The sequence below is a fragment of the Halomonas sp. genome (genome assembly GCF_029263665.1).
GTDB lineage: Bacteria > Pseudomonadota > Gammaproteobacteria > Pseudomonadales > Halomonadaceae > Halomonas.
The window spans coordinates 176,790-193,450 of the sequence record NZ_JAJUFQ010000006.1 but is presented as its reverse complement, the minus strand read 5'-3'; the positions used below and the strand labels follow the sequence as shown (position 1 = coordinate 193,450).

Annotated in this window: 16 protein-coding genes; 2 read left to right on the top strand and 14 right to left on the bottom strand. The window is 56.9% G+C overall.

What is annotated here, in order from left to right; genetic code table 11:
• Positions 1-38 precede the first annotated feature (38 nt).
• From Q1K07_RS08650 to Q1K07_RS08635, 4 genes are all read right to left on the bottom strand, one after another.
• Positions 39-581, bottom strand: a complete 543-nt coding sequence (locus Q1K07_RS08650) for a molybdopterin-dependent oxidoreductase (RefSeq protein ID WP_300309841.1) — start codon at positions 579-581, stop codon at positions 39-41.
• A gap of 212 nt (positions 582-793) precedes the next feature.
• Complete coding sequence (locus Q1K07_RS08645) at positions 794-1,222, bottom strand: universal stress protein (protein ID WP_300309840.1); 429 nt, start codon at positions 1,220-1,222, stop codon at positions 794-796.
• A 12-nt stretch (positions 1,223-1,234) separates the two neighbouring features.
• Positions 1,235-3,832 carry a TRAP transporter permease gene (locus Q1K07_RS08640; RefSeq protein WP_300309838.1) on the bottom strand — a complete coding sequence of 866 codons (2,598 nt, stop codon included), beginning with the start codon at positions 3,830-3,832 and terminating at the stop codon, positions 1,235-1,237.
• A 104-nt stretch (positions 3,833-3,936) separates the two neighbouring features.
• Complete coding sequence (locus tag Q1K07_RS08635) at positions 3,937-4,920, bottom strand: TAXI family TRAP transporter solute-binding subunit (RefSeq protein WP_300309836.1); 984 nt, start codon at positions 4,918-4,920, stop codon at positions 3,937-3,939.
• A gap of 428 nt (positions 4,921-5,348) precedes the next feature.
• Here Q1K07_RS08635 and Q1K07_RS08630 point away from each other — a divergent pair, with 428 nt between their 5' ends.
• The gene (locus Q1K07_RS08630; protein WP_300309834.1) at positions 5,349-5,879 is read left to right on the top strand and encodes a macro domain-containing protein; all 531 of its coding nucleotides are present in this window, start codon (positions 5,349-5,351) and stop codon (positions 5,877-5,879) included.
• Between the two features lie 64 nt (positions 5,880-5,943).
• Here Q1K07_RS08630 and Q1K07_RS08625 read toward each other — a convergent pair whose 3' ends face one another.
• The 4 genes from Q1K07_RS08625 to lysM form a co-directional block, all read right to left on the bottom strand.
• Positions 5,944-7,239, bottom strand: coding sequence for a TRAP transporter large permease (locus Q1K07_RS08625; RefSeq protein ID WP_300309832.1), 1,296 nt, complete (start codon positions 7,237-7,239; stop codon positions 5,944-5,946).
• Entirely contained in the window at positions 7,229-7,705 is a 477-nt protein-coding gene (locus Q1K07_RS08620) for a TRAP transporter small permease (protein WP_300309830.1), read from the bottom strand. The genes Q1K07_RS08625 and Q1K07_RS08620 overlap by 11 nt, the downstream gene beginning before the upstream one ends.
• Positions 7,706-7,708: 3 nt before the next feature.
• Entirely contained in the window at positions 7,709-8,731 is a 1,023-nt protein-coding gene (locus Q1K07_RS08615) for a DctP family TRAP transporter solute-binding subunit (protein ID WP_300309828.1), read from the bottom strand.
• A gap of 242 nt (positions 8,732-8,973) precedes the next feature.
• Positions 8,974-9,432 carry a peptidoglycan-binding protein LysM gene (lysM, locus tag Q1K07_RS08610; RefSeq protein WP_300309826.1) on the bottom strand — a complete coding sequence of 153 codons (459 nt, stop codon included), beginning with the start codon at positions 9,430-9,432 and terminating at the stop codon, positions 8,974-8,976.
• 300 nt (positions 9,433-9,732) lie between these two features.
• On the opposite strand from lysM, the gene Q1K07_RS08605 reads away from it, so the two are divergent.
• Positions 9,733-10,488 (top strand): outer membrane protein OmpK, encoded by a 756-nt coding sequence (locus Q1K07_RS08605; RefSeq protein ID WP_300309824.1) that lies wholly within the window; start codon positions 9,733-9,735, stop codon positions 10,486-10,488.
• Between the two features lie 175 nt (positions 10,489-10,663).
• On the opposite strand, the gene Q1K07_RS08600 is transcribed toward Q1K07_RS08605, so the two are convergent.
• From Q1K07_RS08600 to pyk, 6 genes are all read right to left on the bottom strand, one after another.
• On the bottom strand, positions 10,664-11,179 hold the full coding sequence (locus tag Q1K07_RS08600) for a DUF192 domain-containing protein (protein WP_300309822.1): 516 nt from the start codon (positions 11,177-11,179) through the stop codon (positions 10,664-10,666).
• Positions 11,170-12,306 carry an ABC transporter ATP-binding protein gene (locus Q1K07_RS08595; protein ID WP_300309820.1) on the bottom strand — a complete coding sequence of 379 codons (1,137 nt, stop codon included), beginning with the start codon at positions 12,304-12,306 and terminating at the stop codon, positions 11,170-11,172. The genes Q1K07_RS08600 and Q1K07_RS08595 overlap by 10 nt, the downstream gene beginning before the upstream one ends.
• 2 nt (positions 12,307-12,308) lie before the next feature.
• Positions 12,309-12,980, bottom strand: a complete 672-nt coding sequence (gene modB / locus Q1K07_RS08590; RefSeq protein ID WP_300309818.1) for a molybdate ABC transporter permease subunit — start codon at positions 12,978-12,980, stop codon at positions 12,309-12,311.
• A 10-nt stretch (positions 12,981-12,990) separates the two neighbouring features.
• On the bottom strand, positions 12,991-13,824 hold the full coding sequence (modA, locus tag Q1K07_RS08585; RefSeq protein WP_300309816.1) for a molybdate ABC transporter substrate-binding protein: 834 nt from the start codon (positions 13,822-13,824) through the stop codon (positions 12,991-12,993).
• The gene (locus Q1K07_RS08580; protein WP_366945053.1) at positions 13,824-14,576 is read right to left on the bottom strand and encodes a GntR family transcriptional regulator; all 753 of its coding nucleotides are present in this window, start codon (positions 14,574-14,576) and stop codon (positions 13,824-13,826) included. The genes modA and Q1K07_RS08580 overlap by 1 nt, the downstream gene beginning before the upstream one ends.
• Positions 14,577-14,741: 165 nt before the next feature.
• Entirely contained in the window at positions 14,742-16,223 is a 1,482-nt protein-coding gene (gene pyk, locus Q1K07_RS08575) for a pyruvate kinase (protein WP_300309814.1), read from the bottom strand.
• Positions 16,224-16,661 lie beyond the last annotated feature (438 nt).

The window sequence follows — 16,661 nt, the reverse complement described above, 5'->3', positions numbered from 1 at the left end:
GAGCATGGGCGACATTCCCACGCTCTCAGCATGCCCTATCAAGGAGCAGGGACTTCGATAGAGTCCACCTGCCACACGGAGCGAAAGCGGATCGCCTCATTGTTGTTCAACTCGGGGTACTCATCGAAAGGATAAAGCACGAACAAGGGACCAAAGTCCCTGATCGCCATCGGTTCACCATTGCTGGTCATGGCCAGAATCACATCATAGTGATCGATATCCGTCACTGGGATCTCGGCGGCAAACCCATTGAGGGCATGTATCACGACATAATCGGATTCAATGCCAGCAGCATTCAGCACGCTGCGTAACAGGGGCCCCTTGAAGACATTGGCCTTGCGATGCCAGGGTGTATCCGTCACCAGAGTGCGGCCTTCCAGAGAGTTCAACATTGCTCGATCCAGCCATAGTTCATCCCCCACATTGGGATGATCGATATTACCGGTGACCTTCAGGATCACTTGCCCTGATGGAACAGGCAGTAGATCGTTCTCCCTCTTTGAAGACATTTGAGCCGAGGCAAGGAGCGTTGCCGTCATCAGCACGGAGGCCACACTCCAAAGAAGTATACGTTTTAACATGACGTGACTCGTCCCATTGATTCTCACCCGCTGATATCCCCAGCCAATACCTGTTTCAGCGAGGCGGGAGCAAAGCCAATATGCTCGCACAGTCATCAGCCCAGTTGAACTGCAATAAGCTCAACATCGTGTCCAGGACAGTGATAACACAAAATGAAAGCCCCCAGGCCGAGGGCATGACTCAGTCTGGGGGCAGTGGCAGCACCGGAGGATCAGCGCACGATCATTACGGAGATCTTGCTGTGATGGACCACGTGTTCCGCATTGGGTCCAATCACATGATCGACAAACTTGCGCTTGGTATGGGAGGCCATGACGATCAGGTCAACTTTCAGCTTCTTGCTGGCCTTGAGAATGCTCTCCCAGGGCGATCCATCCGCCAGCACGGTATTGACTTCAATATCATCCGGCACGTTGTCCTTGACGAACACCTGCTGGGCTTCCTTGGCGCTTTCGTGCGCCTTGGCAGCAAAGTCCGGTGGAAAGTAAGCTCCTACCATCGGCATGCGATAGTCCGGTAATACCGTGACAATATGCAGTGACGCACCAAAGGTGCGACACAGCGCCACTGCCACCGGCAATGCCTTCTCCCAGGACTCCTTTTCATTGAGATCCACGGAAAGCAGTATCTTCTCGTACATGGCATTCCCTCCTCAGGCCTCGGCGCCTGTCGCTTGCTGGTGGCTGCGACGCCGACGTTGCAGCAACACCACCAATCCGAAGACAGCCAGTGCCGGGAACCAGATCAGTTCTTTGGGCCAACGCGATACCGGCGCCAGGACTTCCTCGATCTGCTGATCGAAGTCGAAGCCCATTTCCTGCGCTTCACTGCCGAACGTCACCATGTCCACGATCGCCTTGTCATCTTCGATCAATAGCTCGAGACCCAGGTTTTCCAGACGTTCTTCTCCCGTATTGCCCTCTGGCACCGGCAGCGTCATGTAGGTGACCTTTTCATCACCGTAGGCATCCTCTCCACGTACCTTGAGGCGCAACGGTGTCTCCCTGTCAGCCTCTCCCAGAGCCTGGACGAACTGGGCCGGGGGAATGCTTTCGTAAGGGTCGTGGATCATGTCCATCCAGAAACCAGGACGGAACAGAGAGAACGCCACCAGCAGCAGCAGAATACTCTCGTACCAGCGGTTACGAGTGATCATGAAGCCCTGAGTGGCCGCAGCAAAGATCAGCATGGCAATGGTCGCCACAATAAAGATCAGCACCCCTTGCAATGGTGAGACATCAATCAGCAGCAGGTCTGTGTTGAAAATGAACAGGAACGGTAAGGCAGCAGTACGCAGGCTGTAGTAGAAAGCCTGGAAACCGGTGCGAATAGGATCGCCGCCAGATAGCGCCGCCGCAGCGAACGATGCCAGCCCCACCGGTGGTGTCACATCCGCCATGATGCCGAAATAGAACACGAACAGGTGCACGGCAATCAGCGGTACCAAGAGGCCATTCTGTTCACCGAGCTGGACAATGACCGGTGCCAGCAAGGCCGACACGACAATGTAGTTGGCGGTGGTGGGCAGGCCCATGCCAAGAATCAGACTGAGGACTGCCGTCAACAGCAGGATCAGCATCAGGTTGCCCATGGACAGGATTTCCACGACATCCGCCAATACCAGGCCGACCCCCGTCTGGGAGACAGCACCAACGATGATGCCCGCTGTCGCTGTCGCGATACCGATGCCAATCATGTTGCGGGCACCCGCTACCAGACCTTCCCACAGATCCAGAAAACCTTCGCGTACATCTGCCGAGAAATTGCTGCGCCCACGGAAAAATGCCGTGATCGGGCGCTGGGTGATCATGATGAGGATCATCAGGACCGTCGCCCAGAAAGCGGAGAGTCCTGGCGACAGCCGTTCGACCATCAGGCACCACACCAACACCAGCACCGGCAGAATGTACTGCAGCCCTACCAGTACCGTGGGCCGGGTCTGGGGCAGCGTGAACACTGGCTCGTTGGGGTCATCGAGCTCCAGCTCAGGATAGTGCGAAGCCAGCTTGAGCAAACCGACATAAATCGCAGCCAGAACCACGGCAGCTACCCACGGCATTGCATCGCCCAATACCGGCTTCAGCCAGCCAAGTCCGTAATACACCACCAGGGCGGCCACCATCATCAACAACAAGCCACCAAGGAAGCCGATCAGCTTGCGTACCAGCGGCTTGGGCGGGTTGGTGCTCTTGAGGCCCTGCATATTGGCCTTCAACGCCTCGAGGTGAACGATATAGACCAGAGCGATATAAGAGATCAGTGCTGGAATGAAAGCGTGCTTGATCACTTCCACATAAGAGATGCCGACATACTCCACCATCAGGAAGGCTGCAGCACCCATGACAGGAGGCATGATCTGGCCATTGACCGATGAAGACACTTCCACGGCTCCGGCCTTCTCAGCCGAGAACCCTACCCGTTTCATCATCGGAATGGTAAAGGTTCCGGTTGTCACCGTATTGGCAATGGAAGAACCGGAAATCAGGCCGGTCATGCCGGAAGCCACGACAGCCGCCTTGGCAGGGCCGCCGCGATAGTGGCCCAGCATCGAAAAGGCCACTTTGATGAAATAGTTGCCCGCGCCAGCCTTGTCGAGCATGGCACCAAACAGGACGAACAGGAACACGAAACTGGTCGACACCCCAAGGGCAATACCGAAGACCCCCTGAGTGGTCAGCCACTGGTGGTTGATCAGGCCATAAAGGCTGACCCCACGATGAGCAAGAATGCCCGGCATCCAGGGACCGGCCAGGGAATAGATCAGAAAGATCGAAGCGATGATCGTCAGAGGCGGCCCCAAAGCTCGTCGAGTCGCCTCGAGCAGCAGCAGGATGCCAATCACACCGACGATGACGTCCTGCAAGATAGGTGAACCAGGGCGATGGGATAGTTGTTCATAGAAAATGAACATATAGGCCCCAGCGCTGGCGGCGATGATCGCCATTATCCAGTCTTGCAATGGAATGCGGTCCCGCGGCGAACGTTTGGTTGCCGGGTAGGCCATGAAGGCCAGAAACAGGGCAAAGGCCAGGTGGATAGAACGTGCTTCAGTGGCATTGAACACGCCAAACCCCGCCATGAAGGGAAGCGGGGATGCAATCCACAGCTGAAAGAGCGACCACACTGCCGCTACACCTACCAGCAGTTTTCCTGGAGCGCCGACCGGCTTGCGCGCTCCGGAATCACTTGATGCGACCATCTCGTCGAGGTCTACATCAGCTCTCGCGGCCTGTTTGTTGTCCTCAGTCATAAGCGTGCCTTGCTCTTGTGAGGGTGGATGAACGGACTGCGCGGCCGCCCAGAGGGAAGCCGCGCAGTAATGACGCAACCATTGAATAAAGGCAGCTCGATAACTTACTCGATCCAGCCCTGTTCACGGTAATAGCGCTCGGCACCGGCATGCAGCGGTGCAGACAGACCTTCGGAAATCATGTCCTCAGGTTCCAGATTGGCGAAGGCCGGATGCAGCTTCTTGAAGCGGTCAAAGTTCTCGAATACCGCCTTGACCGTTTGATAGACCAGTTCCTCATCAGCATCTTCCGAGGTCACCAGGGTCGCCGCTACACCAAAGGTCTCGACATCATCCGGGTTGCCCTTGTACAGGCCACCAGGAATCGTGGACATGGTGTAGTAAGGGTGCTCCTCGACAATGCCTTTGACGGTGTCATCATTCAGCGGAATGAGACGGGAATCGACCGTGGTCGTGGCTTCCTGAATGGCACCGTTGGGGTGACCAACCACATAGGCCATGGCATCGATATTGTTGTCAGCCAGGGCAGAGGCCATCTCGGCAGCATCCAGCTCGGAAGCCAGGGAGAAGGTGTCGGTCGTCCAGCCCTTAGCGTCCATCACCACTTCCATGGTGTTGCGCTGGCCAGAGCCCGGGTTGCCAATGTTGACACGCTTGCCTTCCAGGTCATCCAGTGTCTCGATGCCTGAATCGGCGCGGGCCAGCAAAGTCAGCGGTTCACCATGCAGCTTGAAGATGGAACGAAGTTCCGGGTAGGCCTTGCCTTCGAAATCACCTGTGCCGTTGTAGGCTTGGTACTGCACATCCGACTGGGCAACACCGAGGGTCAGTTCGCCACTACGGATGCCGTTGACGTTGGCAACGGAGCCACCGGTGGACGGTGCGTTACAACGAATACCAGTCTCTTCGGCGTTGCGGTTGACGAAGCGACAAACGGACTGGCCGACGACATAATAAACGCCGGTCTGGCCACCAGTGCCGATGGTGATGTACTTATTGTCGTCCTGAGCCATGGCCGGGGATGCAAACATCGCAGCTCCCAGAATGGCACCGGATACGGCAGCGGTGAAGAAAGCATGGCGCTTCATGGTCACACCTCTCTGACATTATTCATTGACATTAAGCGAGTCTCACCGAACGCTCTCTGGGCCGGCAAGGCACTCGCAGCCTGCTACTTTAGCGGAAAACGTACTGGAATGGCGCACGGATTTTCCATCAAGGCGGAGAGTCTAGCCGTGGGTAACGTTTAGTGGGCGTTAATTTTTTTCTTTTTGTGCCAAGTCAATCAGAGTGATCTCAAGGACACAGCAGCTCACTATTGTTGTTATTACCTTTTGCTCGTAGTTATTACCTTTTGCTCACCTTCTTTTGCTCATCTCTGTTATCAGAGCATAGCGGCTGGCCCGAAACGCGCCAGCCTGATAGATGGCACAATCACGGCTTTCCGACAAATGGACTACCCTGAACACATTTCTTCCATGAGTGCTGGCGCACTTCGGCATGAGCAAGTATCGAGATGAATACCCAGCCTCCTCTGATTGAATGCATTCAAGGAGATATCGCCGCACAAGCGGATATCGATGCGGTCGTCAATGCCGCTAACGCTCAATTGTTGAGCGGCGGAGGCGTTGCTGGCGCCTTGCATCGAGCAGCCGGGCCGGAGCTTGCCGAGGCCGGTCGCTCGTTGGCGCCTATCCATCCAGGTCAGGCGGTCATCACTCCCGCATTTCGACTTCCCAATCGCTACGTGATCCACTGTCTGGGGCCGGTCTACGGTATCGACGAGCCAAGTGACGAGCTCCTGGCAAGTTGCTATCGCGAAGCACTGAAGCTGGCCGAAGACAACGCTGTCACCAGCATCGCCTTCCCGGCTGTTTCCACCGGCGCTTTTGGCTATCCATTGCTGGAAGCGACAGAAATCGCTCTGGGCAGCGTGCTGACTGCCCTCCCCTCATGCCCCAACATTCAGCTGGTACGCTTTGTCCTGTTTGATGATGCCAGTTGGAGATTGTATCAGCAGTGGTTGGAGAACCTGGTACATCAGTAACATGCAATAAGCGTGAGGAAGGAGGCCTTCCTCACGCTTCATCTACGGCGGTCAGTCACCACATTCAGACGTTATAGCCCAGCACTCTGGGCAACCACAGGGCAATTTCCGGAAACAGCGCAACGACTGCCAGGGCCGAGCCCATGGCAAAGACGAACAACAACGCCCATCCCACTGTCTGTTCCAGACGTATCCTGGCCACTTCCGCGGTCACCATCAGGTTCACCGCTACCGGCGGGGTAAACTGGCCGATGGCAATGTTCATGGCCAGCAGAATGCCGAACCACACCGGATTCCAGTCGAAGTGCTGCATCACCGGAATCAGGATCGGCATCATGATCAAGTAGATCGAAATGGCATCCAACAGCATGCCGGCAGCCAGTACCGCGAGCATGACCAGCACCAGAAGCAGTGCGCCGTTATCCGTCAGGCCAATCACCCATTCCGCCAGATGACGGAAGGTACCCAACATAGTACCGGCCCAGGCAAAAATGCCTGCCAAGGCAATGATCAGCATCACGATGCCGGAGATTACGGCGGCTTCGCCAAGCAGTGCCCACAGATCCCTTAGCGACAGCTCCCTGGTCCACCACAAGCCGATGACAACGCCATAGGCCACTGCCACCACCGCCGCTTCTGTCGGGGTGAACAGGCCACTGCGCAAGCCGCCCAGAATCAGCACCGGAGCAAAGAGAGCCGGTATGGCCTGGCGAAAGCTCTCACCCAAGGGAGGGCGCTCGACACCATCCGGTTTCTCCCAACCACGACGACGAGACAACCACAGAGCGGGTATCAACAGCGACAGGCCTGCCAGTATTCCAGGGAACAACCCGGCAGCGAACAGGGCACGCAAGTCCACCCCGGGCACCACGATGGAATACAGGATCAGTGCCACGGAGGGAGGTATCAGGATGGCCGTGGAGGCCGAAGCGGCGATCAACGTGGCCGAAAACGGCTTGGGATAACCGGCCTTGGCCATGCTGGGCAACATCACCATGGCCACGGCTGCCGCATCGGCAGGACCGGAACCGCTCATGCCCCCCATGATCATGCACACCAGCACCGCCACCACAGCAAGGCCACCATGACGAGGACCAATCAGTGCCTGGGCAAATCGCACCAGACGTGCCGCCACACCGGAGCGTTCGAAGATCAGTCCCGTGAGAATGAACAGTGGAATCGCAATCAAGGGGTACTTGGCGATGCTGTTGTAGGTATTGGTGCCCAAGGTGGACAGCATCGCTGGCGGCAGTCCGGCAATGATACCGACCGCCCCGGAAAGCCCCAGGGAAAAGGCCACGGGTACCCCGACCAGCAGAAAAGCGAGGAAGGTCACCAGCATCCACAGATCAGGTGTCATCAGAGAGCCTCCCACGCCACAGGTCGAAGGTTACCTGACATTGGCGCAGCAGCATCAATGCCGACATCAACGGTAGCCATATCAAGTACCACCATTGCGGCAAGCCAAGACCGGGGGACAGAGTCTGCCACTGATATTCCTGCCAAGTCATGGTTCCCCCAAACCAGGTAATCAGGCCCAGCACCACGACCCCGCACACGCCTTGAAACAGGATCAGCACGCGGCGGCCTCGCTCGGGCAAGGCTCTCTCGAGCAGACCAATGCGAATATGACGGTGAGAACGCAACGCGACCGAAGCTCCTGCAAAGGTCAGCAGCACCAACAGAAATACTGAGAACTCTTCCGTGAAGGCAAAAGAGCCCCCGGTGATATAACGCACCACGACATTGACCAGGCTGATGAGACCGATGATCACCAGTGCCAGGGTCGCCAGGATGCGCTCGAGTCTAGCGTCAGGACCTTTCACGCCTCACTGCGCCTCGATCGCATTGCGCGCAGCTTCGACCAGCTCCTCACCAATGCGCGGTATCCATTTGTCATAGACACTGGCCGTGGCATCCACGAAGGCCTGGTATTGCTCATCGCTCAGTTCCGTGACCGTGACGCCGCGCTCCTGGATATCAGCCAGCCTGCTGGCTTCCTGTTCGCGGGTCATCGCCACTTCCCAGGCGCCTGCTTCGACTGCCGTTTCCTTTAGCAACGTCTTCTCATCGTCAGAGAGCGACGCCCACACTTGCTGGTTGGCAGCAAAGATCAGTGGATCATTCATGTAGTTCCACAGGGTCACATGGTTCTGGCCAACCTGATCGATACGTGCCACATCGAAAACCGACAAGGGATTCTCCTGCCCGTCCACAGCACCAGTGGTCAAGGCAGGCTTGGCATCGGCCCAGCTCATCTGTGTCGGATTGGCGCCCAGCGCGGAGAAAGTGTCCTGGAACAGCGGAGACCCGACGACACGGATCTTGAGCCCTTCGAGATCCGCAGGTTCATCAATTACGCCGGAAGAGTTGGACAGCTGGCGAAAACCATTTTCCCCCCAGGCCAGAGGGACAACGCCACGGGCCTCGATCGCGTCAAACACCATGTCGCCCGCTTCACCTCCCGTCACGGCATCGACTGCTGTCTCGTCAGGCATCAGGAATGGCAAGGAAAACAGGTTGAGTTCTGGTACCTGGGGCGACCAGTTGATGGTCGACCCCACGGCAAGGTCGATCAGTCCAGAGCGCATGGCCGAAAATTCCCGAGTCTGGTCGCCATTGACCAGTTGCGAGTTGGGATACACTCGCAGCGTCAGCTCACCACCAGAGCGTTCATCCACCAGATCCGCCCATTTCTGGGCCGCCTGTCCCCAAGGGAAGGCATCGGACAACACCGTGGAAACGGACAGTTCCCGGGCCTGAAGGTTGGTGGCAAACAGCGCCGCAAAGGCAGTGCCTACCAGCGCGCATGACAGTCGTGATAAGGAGCGGGAAGGGAGATAGGAAAACATGGCGTGTCCTTGCATTGCACCTGTGGAAGGAAACGTCCACTTGCCGCAGCATCCAGGCCGCAAGTTCGGTCATTTCCTCACCCGGGGCGAGTGAATCGAATCAGCGTTTTTATTGGTCTAACCAGCGGACCAATATGCCTGCAAACCCCGATGCCCTACAAGGTTTAGCCATGAAAAACGGTGGCCTTTCGCCACCGCTTTTCATGGGATGCATCTAGTACAAAAGCCTAAATAAAATGCAATCAGCTCTCCGCCAAAGCAGGAATACGCAAGACCTGGCCGGGGTAGATGCTATCCGGATCCGAGAGCATCGGCTTGTTAGCCTCGAAAATGACAGTGTATTTGGCGCCATTTTCCTTACCGTAGTTCTCTTCAGCAATCTTCCATAGATTATCGCCTTCCTTGACGGTATAGAAGACCGCCTCGCTGGCGACACCTGCCCCGGCAACCTTCAGCTCATCAGCCTGTACCTTGGATACTCCAAGAGTGTTGCCGACAGCGATCACCACTTTCTCGAAAGCCGACTGATCCGTCACTTCTCCCTTCAGGGTGACCTGTTCTCCGTCTACCGACAGTTCGACGTTGTCAGTACCAAGCTGATGAGAGTCGAGCTCCTTTTTCAGCTCGGCGACATCTGGCGCTGCGTCGTCCACTACACCCAACTTCTTGCCTACTGACTTAACGAAATCGAAAACGCCCATCTCAGTTTCTCCTGTTTCAGGCCCGAAATAGTGGGCCCACGCAAGCCTCTCTTTCAACTGCCAATAAGCCAGGAGTTCGTTTTGGCACATCTTCAGGTCCCTATCTGCCTCCCCCAGTTGCGGCTACCCCACCCTTTCATGGTGGACACATTTCCTGTGTCGTATTAAAACACTATCGCGTATACATTCAATTGACATATTGAATACTAAAAACTAGCTTGATTGGGTCCCATATGAGCGGCCTACAGGCCAATCAATGACAACTACCTCATAACAACCACAACCGAAGAGGGACGAGGAATGAAAAAGGCCTCACTTTGCCTGCTTGCTGGATTCACTGCATTGGCAGCCCAGAATGCCTCAGCGGCTTACAGCACCACCAAGGTCGAAGCGCTGTATGGCTGGGATTATGAAGATCAGGCCGATGCCGGCTTTGGCATCGACAACAAGCAACACAGTATCCTGACGTTCGCCAATGCCAGCGGCTGGACCTATGGCGACAGCTATTTCTTCGCCGACTTTTCCAACTATGACCAGAACGCCGAGGATGAGCAGGATTACGGCAGCACCCACGCCGAGTGGATCGTGCGCGGTAATATTGGCGCCATGACGGATACGGATCTTTCATTCGGCCCGATCAAGGCGGTCTATGTCGCGGGGGAGCTTGACCTCGACCGTAACGCCTCCGTGCGCAAGACAGCCCACCTGGCCGGCCTGAGTTTCGATGTGGATGTGCCAGGTCTGGACTTCTTCAAGGTACACACCCTGTACCGCAATGATGAAAGCAGTGCTGCGAAAGGAAGCTCTCAGCAATACACCCTGGTGTGGTCGAAGCAGTTCGACATTGCTGGTCAACCTTTCTCCTTCGAAGGCTTTCTCGATTACATTACCGAGGAAGGTGACCTGGCCAAGCAGATCCTGACCCAGCCACAGCTGGTATGGCATGCCAACGATCACCTGGGCATCGGCATCGAGTATCAATACTGGCAGAACAAATTCGGCCTTGAGGACACTGACGAGTCGTTACCCCAGGCCATGGTGCGCTGGACGTTCTGACAGCGGATATTCCACACAAAGAAGCGCCGCCCGCGGCGGCGCTTCTTTCTGGTATGCGAACTGTTGTGAACAGCTTTCTTGTCAGCAGCTTTCTTGTCAGCAGCTTGCTTGTGAGCAACTCTCTTGTCGGTTGCCCACTTGTCGACCGCTCAGTTGATCAGCTATTCGCCTGTCATCAGGAAGAGTGTCCCGCTGGCCCTTCACACGTCCCGGTGCTACCAGGCCAGGTCACACAATCGCCGACGCGAATGCCAAGCCTGTCGAAGGTACCGGCATTGACTTCCAGAGCCGCCAGATAGGCTTCGCGTGGCTGTGTGGCGGGACAGCTGGAGGCTTCGCCGGGACATGGCTGCATATGCTGAATCTCGAGAATATGCCCTTGCTCATCGATGAAGGCGATATCCAGTGGCAACAGCGTGCGATACATCCAGAAGCCATTGAACACAGGCCGATCGTAAAGAAACAGCATGCCGGCATCCGCCGCCAGAACCGTGCGCTCCATCAGCCCCCGGTTACGTTCCGGGTCATCATCGGCCACTTCCACATCGAAACGTGTCGGCCCTTGCCCACCATGGATGACCAGGGACACTGTCTGTGAATCTTCAGCAAAGGCCACACTCGCCCAGTTCACGGACAAGGCCAGCGGAGCCAATGACAGACCTTGGAGAAAATGCCGACGACTCAGGGGCATGGTGGTTCCTCGTTAACAGCAGATGAAGAAGGCGGCGAAACATCCATGATATGGATACCCGCTGCCAGCAACGATATACGTACCTGACTACCCGGCTCCAGACCATTGCGCCGGGCAGCATGAGTGGTGATATCAAAACGCATGGTCTGTGTTTCATGTGCGAAGCTCAACGTCAGCGTACTGAATCCCCCCAGAACGATCTGTTGCTCGACCCGGGCTTCGACCAGGTTTTCCCGCAATCCGCGGGAAGTACTGCCTGAACGCTGCAGGACAATATCCGACTCCGGCAAGTACCAGGTCACCTCACTGCCTTCGGCCACGCCCTCCAGACCATGGTGAACTTCCAGAAGCCAATCTCCCCAGGCCAGCCGGGGACCTTCAGGTCCATGCACGACTCGACCAGTGAAGACATTGGTACGATCAAGCAACCTGGCCACATCGGGGCTGGCAGGGTGGCGAAAGACATCGTGTGGCGCGCCTTGCTGAAGGGAGCGACCGGCATGCAGTACACAGATACGATCAGCCAGAGCGCTGGCTTCATCCAGGTCATGGGTGACCAGCACAATGGGAATGTTCAAGCGTTCCCGCAACACGGCAAGTTCCATCTGCAAACGGCGTCGCGTTACCTGGTCCACGGCGGAGAATGGTTCGTCGAGCAAGAGAACGCGGGGGTCGCGTGCCAACGCCCGTGCCAGCGCCACCCGCTGACGCTGCCCTCCCGAGAGCTGCCTGGGGTAACGATGCTCCAGGCCTTCCAGGCGAACTCGCGCCAACCAGGTACGTGCTCGCTCGCGACGTTCACTCTTTGGCACATGGCCCAGAGCGGTTGCGATGTTACCCAGAGCATTCAGATGGGGGAAGAGCGCATAATCCTGGAACACCAGACCGACACGACGGCGCTGAGGCGTCAACCTGATACCGCTGGCGCTGTCATACCAGACCTCCCCCGCACAACGGACGCTTCCCTGGGCAGGGAAATACAACCCAGCGATGGAGCGCAGCAATGTCGTCTTGCCACTGCCGGATGGCCCGACCAATGCAAGCAGTTCTCCCGGTGCGCACTGAAATTCCGCCGCCAGGGGGATTGGCAAGTCCTGATGAAGGCTGACTTCCAGGCTCGCTGACATGCTCAACCTCTCCCTTGCCAGCGATGCCTACCGGCAAGGCCATAGACGATGCCGATGGTGACAAAGGATACCGCCAACAACATGGCCGACATGGTGCTGGCGGCCGTCTCGTCAAAGGCCTGCACATGGTCATAGATGGAGATCGCCAGCGTCCGCGTCTCGCCATCGATGGCACCGCCCACCATCAGGATGACGCCGAACTCCCCCAGGGTATGGGCGAAGGTCAAGGCAAAGGCCGAAATCAGGCCAGGCCGGACCAATGGCAGTTCGATACGCCACAGTGTCTGCCAGGTAGATAACCCCGAGCACCACGCCGCCTCTCGAAGATGGGCGGGCAGCGCTTCAAAGGCACGCTGAATCGGCTGAACGGCAAAGGGCAGATTGACGACCAGGGAGGCCAGCAGGATGCCACTGAAAGTGAAATTGAGACTGCCTCCCGTCAAGGATTGCCAGGCAGCGCCAAATGGCGCTTCACGACTGAATGAGAGCATGAGATAGAAACCGAGCACAGTGGGAGGCATCACCAAGGGCAACGCGACCAATGCTTCGGGCAAGGCCCGCCAGCGAGAGCGCATCTGGGCCAGATGCCGACCCAGCCACAGCCCCAGTGGTAACAGCAACAAGCTGGTCATGATCGCCAGCTTGAGCGAAACGCCAAATGCTGCTCCATCCATGTTTCAGCTCCTATTCCTCCGGTGGATTCGGAGTTGAAAAGCCATAACGCGACAGCAGTTCCGCGGCTTCGGGGCTGCTCATGAATTCATAGAAAGCATGCGCATCTTCGCTTGCTCCCTGGAGCAGCACCATGCGTTGCACCAGCGGCGAATGCCAATCACTGGGAATCAGCCGATAGCCCTGCTTGTCCTGCTCCGGTGATGCCACCACCAGAGAATATGCCACCAGGCCGCCCGCTGCTTCCGCCGATAGCGAAAACTGCACTGCCTGAGCAACGTTTTCACCCACCACTTGCAACGGTCTGCTACGTTGCCACAGGCCAGCATGTTCAAGCGCCTGCTGAGCCGCTACACCATATGGCGCATGCAAGGGGTTGGCCAACGCAATACGCGCCTTGGTTCCATCAGCTTCGTAGCGTTCGACGGCCTGGTGCACGGCCTCCAGCGGCGTATCTGCAGGTGGTAAAGGCTGCCCAGCACGCTGTAACCAGACCAGCCGTCCCAGTGCATAGGTCCTTCCCTCGCCCTCCGTGAGACCCTTGTCCTCCAGCGCCCTGGCTCGCTCCTCATCAGCGGAGAGGAATACCTCAAAAGGGGCGCCCTGCTCGATCTGGCGCTGAAAATTGCCCGAGGCACCATAGGTGGTCCTGACTTCGACACCCTGCTGACTCTCAAAACGCTGGATCAGTTCTGGCATGGCAAAGCGCAATGACGATGCCGCTGCAACGGAGATGTCCTGGGCATGGCTCGCCACCGGCAACAAGGACAACCCCATTGCCAGAATACCGGCCAGGATGGAAGGAATACGTGAACAACGCACCTGGGAAACGGCCGTTATCCGCATTACGCACTTCCACCCAGGATTGCCTTGAGGTCGATGCTGCTATCTCTTGGCCCCAGATCCAGCAATTCCTGGAGGCTGTCCAGATGACGCTCGATATCGCCCCGGGCGCCAGCCCCATCACCCTTGGTCAGATGCTCCAGCAAACGGGGGTGATCGCCTTCAAGGTAGCAACTGGCCAACCCTTGGCGCTTGTACAGGGCAATGACGATGGAAGTGCGCAGAATCAGATCGGTGAGCATGGCACCGAGCACCCGATTGGGAGAGTGCTCCGCCAGCAGATGATGAATGGCCAGAGAGTGCTCGATTCGTGCGGCCTCATCATTGGCCAGGAAGGCTTCACGCTCACGGTTGGAACGGTCTTCGATCTGAAGCAGTATGCGTTTGTCCAGCGTCCCGGCAGTGAGTGCAGCGACCTCACCTTCCACCAGACGCCGTGCCGCAAAGGTTTCACGAGTCTCGTCCACATCCGGAGCCCTGACTCTGGCCACCTGGTTGGGGCGCTGATCCACCACATGCTCTGAGGCCAGGCGCGTCAGAGCCTTGCGCACCACAGAACGACTCACGCCAAAGACTTCGCCAAGCGTCACTTCCGGCAAACGAGTGCCTGGCGGCAGGCGCTGCATCAACACGGCTCGGCGCACCTGCCGCACGATATCACCATCACTGACTCGGCCACCGGGCTTGATCTCAGCCAGAACCTCTTGCTGCCAGACATTGCTCATTGTCTTGTTCACCTTACCAACAGGAATCATGACCTTCTCATGTTTGTGGCGATAGCACCATATCTACCAGTCAAATTGGATACAATAAATGCCGGAATATGTGTACAAAAACGCCCAAGCTTGTGGCTCGGGCGTTGATATCATGAAAGGGTCGAAGGCTTTTTACATGTCAGCAGCCAAGCAACAGATCACAGATCAGCCTGCGCCATTCACATGTTCCTCACTGATATCGAGAATTTTCATCGTGTTCGTGCCGCCATGGGCGTTCATGTGGTCTCCTCGAGTCAGGATGACATGATCTCCCTGGCTGGCCACCCCGTGAGCGACCAGACGTTCCACGGCACGGTCGTTGAGTTCGGTCGCGCTCATCTCGCTGGTATCGAAAGGTAGCGAGATCACCCCCCGATACAGAGCCATGCGACGCTGCGCTATAGGGTTGTGAGCCAAGCCGACGATCGGCAGGCCAGAGCGGATACGAGAGGCAATGAGGGGGGTATATCCCGTGGATGTCATGCAGGCAATCGCAGCAACACCAGACAGATGATTGGCAGCATACATGGCCGACAAGGCGATGGTCTCGTCAATCCGAGTAAAACCTTCATGGATGCGATGGCCAGATTCCTGGGCCACACGCTCGCGCTCGGCGCCGAGACATACGCGGTGCATCGCTTGTACGGTCTCGACCGGGAAGTCGCCTGCAGCGGTCTCGGCAGACAGCATGACCGCATCCGTGGCATCAAGCACGGCATTGGCTACATCAAAGACTTCCGCACGCGTCGGCAACGGTGATTCGATCATCGACTCCATCATCTGAGTGGCAGTGATGACCGCGCGGTTATGCTGGCGAGCATGCTTGATGATGCGCTTCTGGGTACCGATCAGCTTCTCATCACCGATTTCGACGCCCAGGTCACCACGGGCCACCATCACAGCTTCGGAAGCTTCAATGATGCCATCCAGTGTCTCATCGTTGGCAACGGCCTCCGCACGCTCCAGCTTGGCGACCAAGCCAATTTCCTTGCCGCTTTCTCCGAGCAGTCGGCGAGCTTCACGCATGTCTTCTGCAGAACGTGGGAAAGACACCGCCAGGTAGTCGACGCCGATGTCGATGGCCGTCTTGAGGTCTTCCTTGTCCTTGTCCGTCAATGCAGGTGCAGACAGGCCACCGCCCTGCTTGTTGATGCCCTTGTTGTTGGACAGCTTGCCGCCAACCACGACACGGGTATGAATCTCGCTTCCTGCGACACGCTCTACATCCAGCACGACACGACCGTCATCGAGCAACAGTCGATCACCAGCCGTCACGTCATCGGCGAGTTCCTTGTAGTCGCAACCCACGCGAGAGGTATCACCGGCTTGGCTATCCAAGGCAATATCGATCACGAAGGAAGCCCCTTCATCCAGATGTACGGCCCCTTCCTGAAAACGCGCGATACGAATCTTGGGGCCCTGCAGGTCTCCCAGTGCAGCGACGCTGCGTCCCAATTGTTCAGCAATCTTGCGCACTTCGCTCAAACGGCGTCGATGATCGTCTGCGCTACCGTGAGAAAAGTTGAGACGCACGACATCGACACCAGCCTTGAGCATCTCCTCGAGGACTCCTTCACGATCACTGGCGGGCCCGAGGGTGGCAACGATCTTGGTACGGCGAACGGGGGGATGCGGAAGTTGGCTCATGCTGTCCTCGATAGATGTCGAATATGACGCAAGCAGGTGCCGCCACAGCGGGCAGCGTTTCCTGTAATTTTACTACAAAAACATTGTCTATGCGACTCCAGAATAGGCTGCTGGAGTACTGTAAAAAACCCAGGCATATAACTTTAACCAATTGTTTTTCAAACTCTAACTGACATGACTCTCGGTAAGCCAAGCCAGCTTTCAACGTACATGACGAGTATGACGACCATACGACACCCCATCATTCAGGCATCATGCATCTGTAATTTAACTACAAAAAAGTTCTCAGAGGATGAGAAACAAAGCACGCTAGGCAATATAAAGCATAGCGTCTTGAGCGACTGCCGGATTCAAGCGCTGCTTCATTTCATACGATGCGGAAATAAAAAAAGCTCGCCGACAGGCAGGAACAGGGGGAAGCCAGCCAGCGAGCAAGGA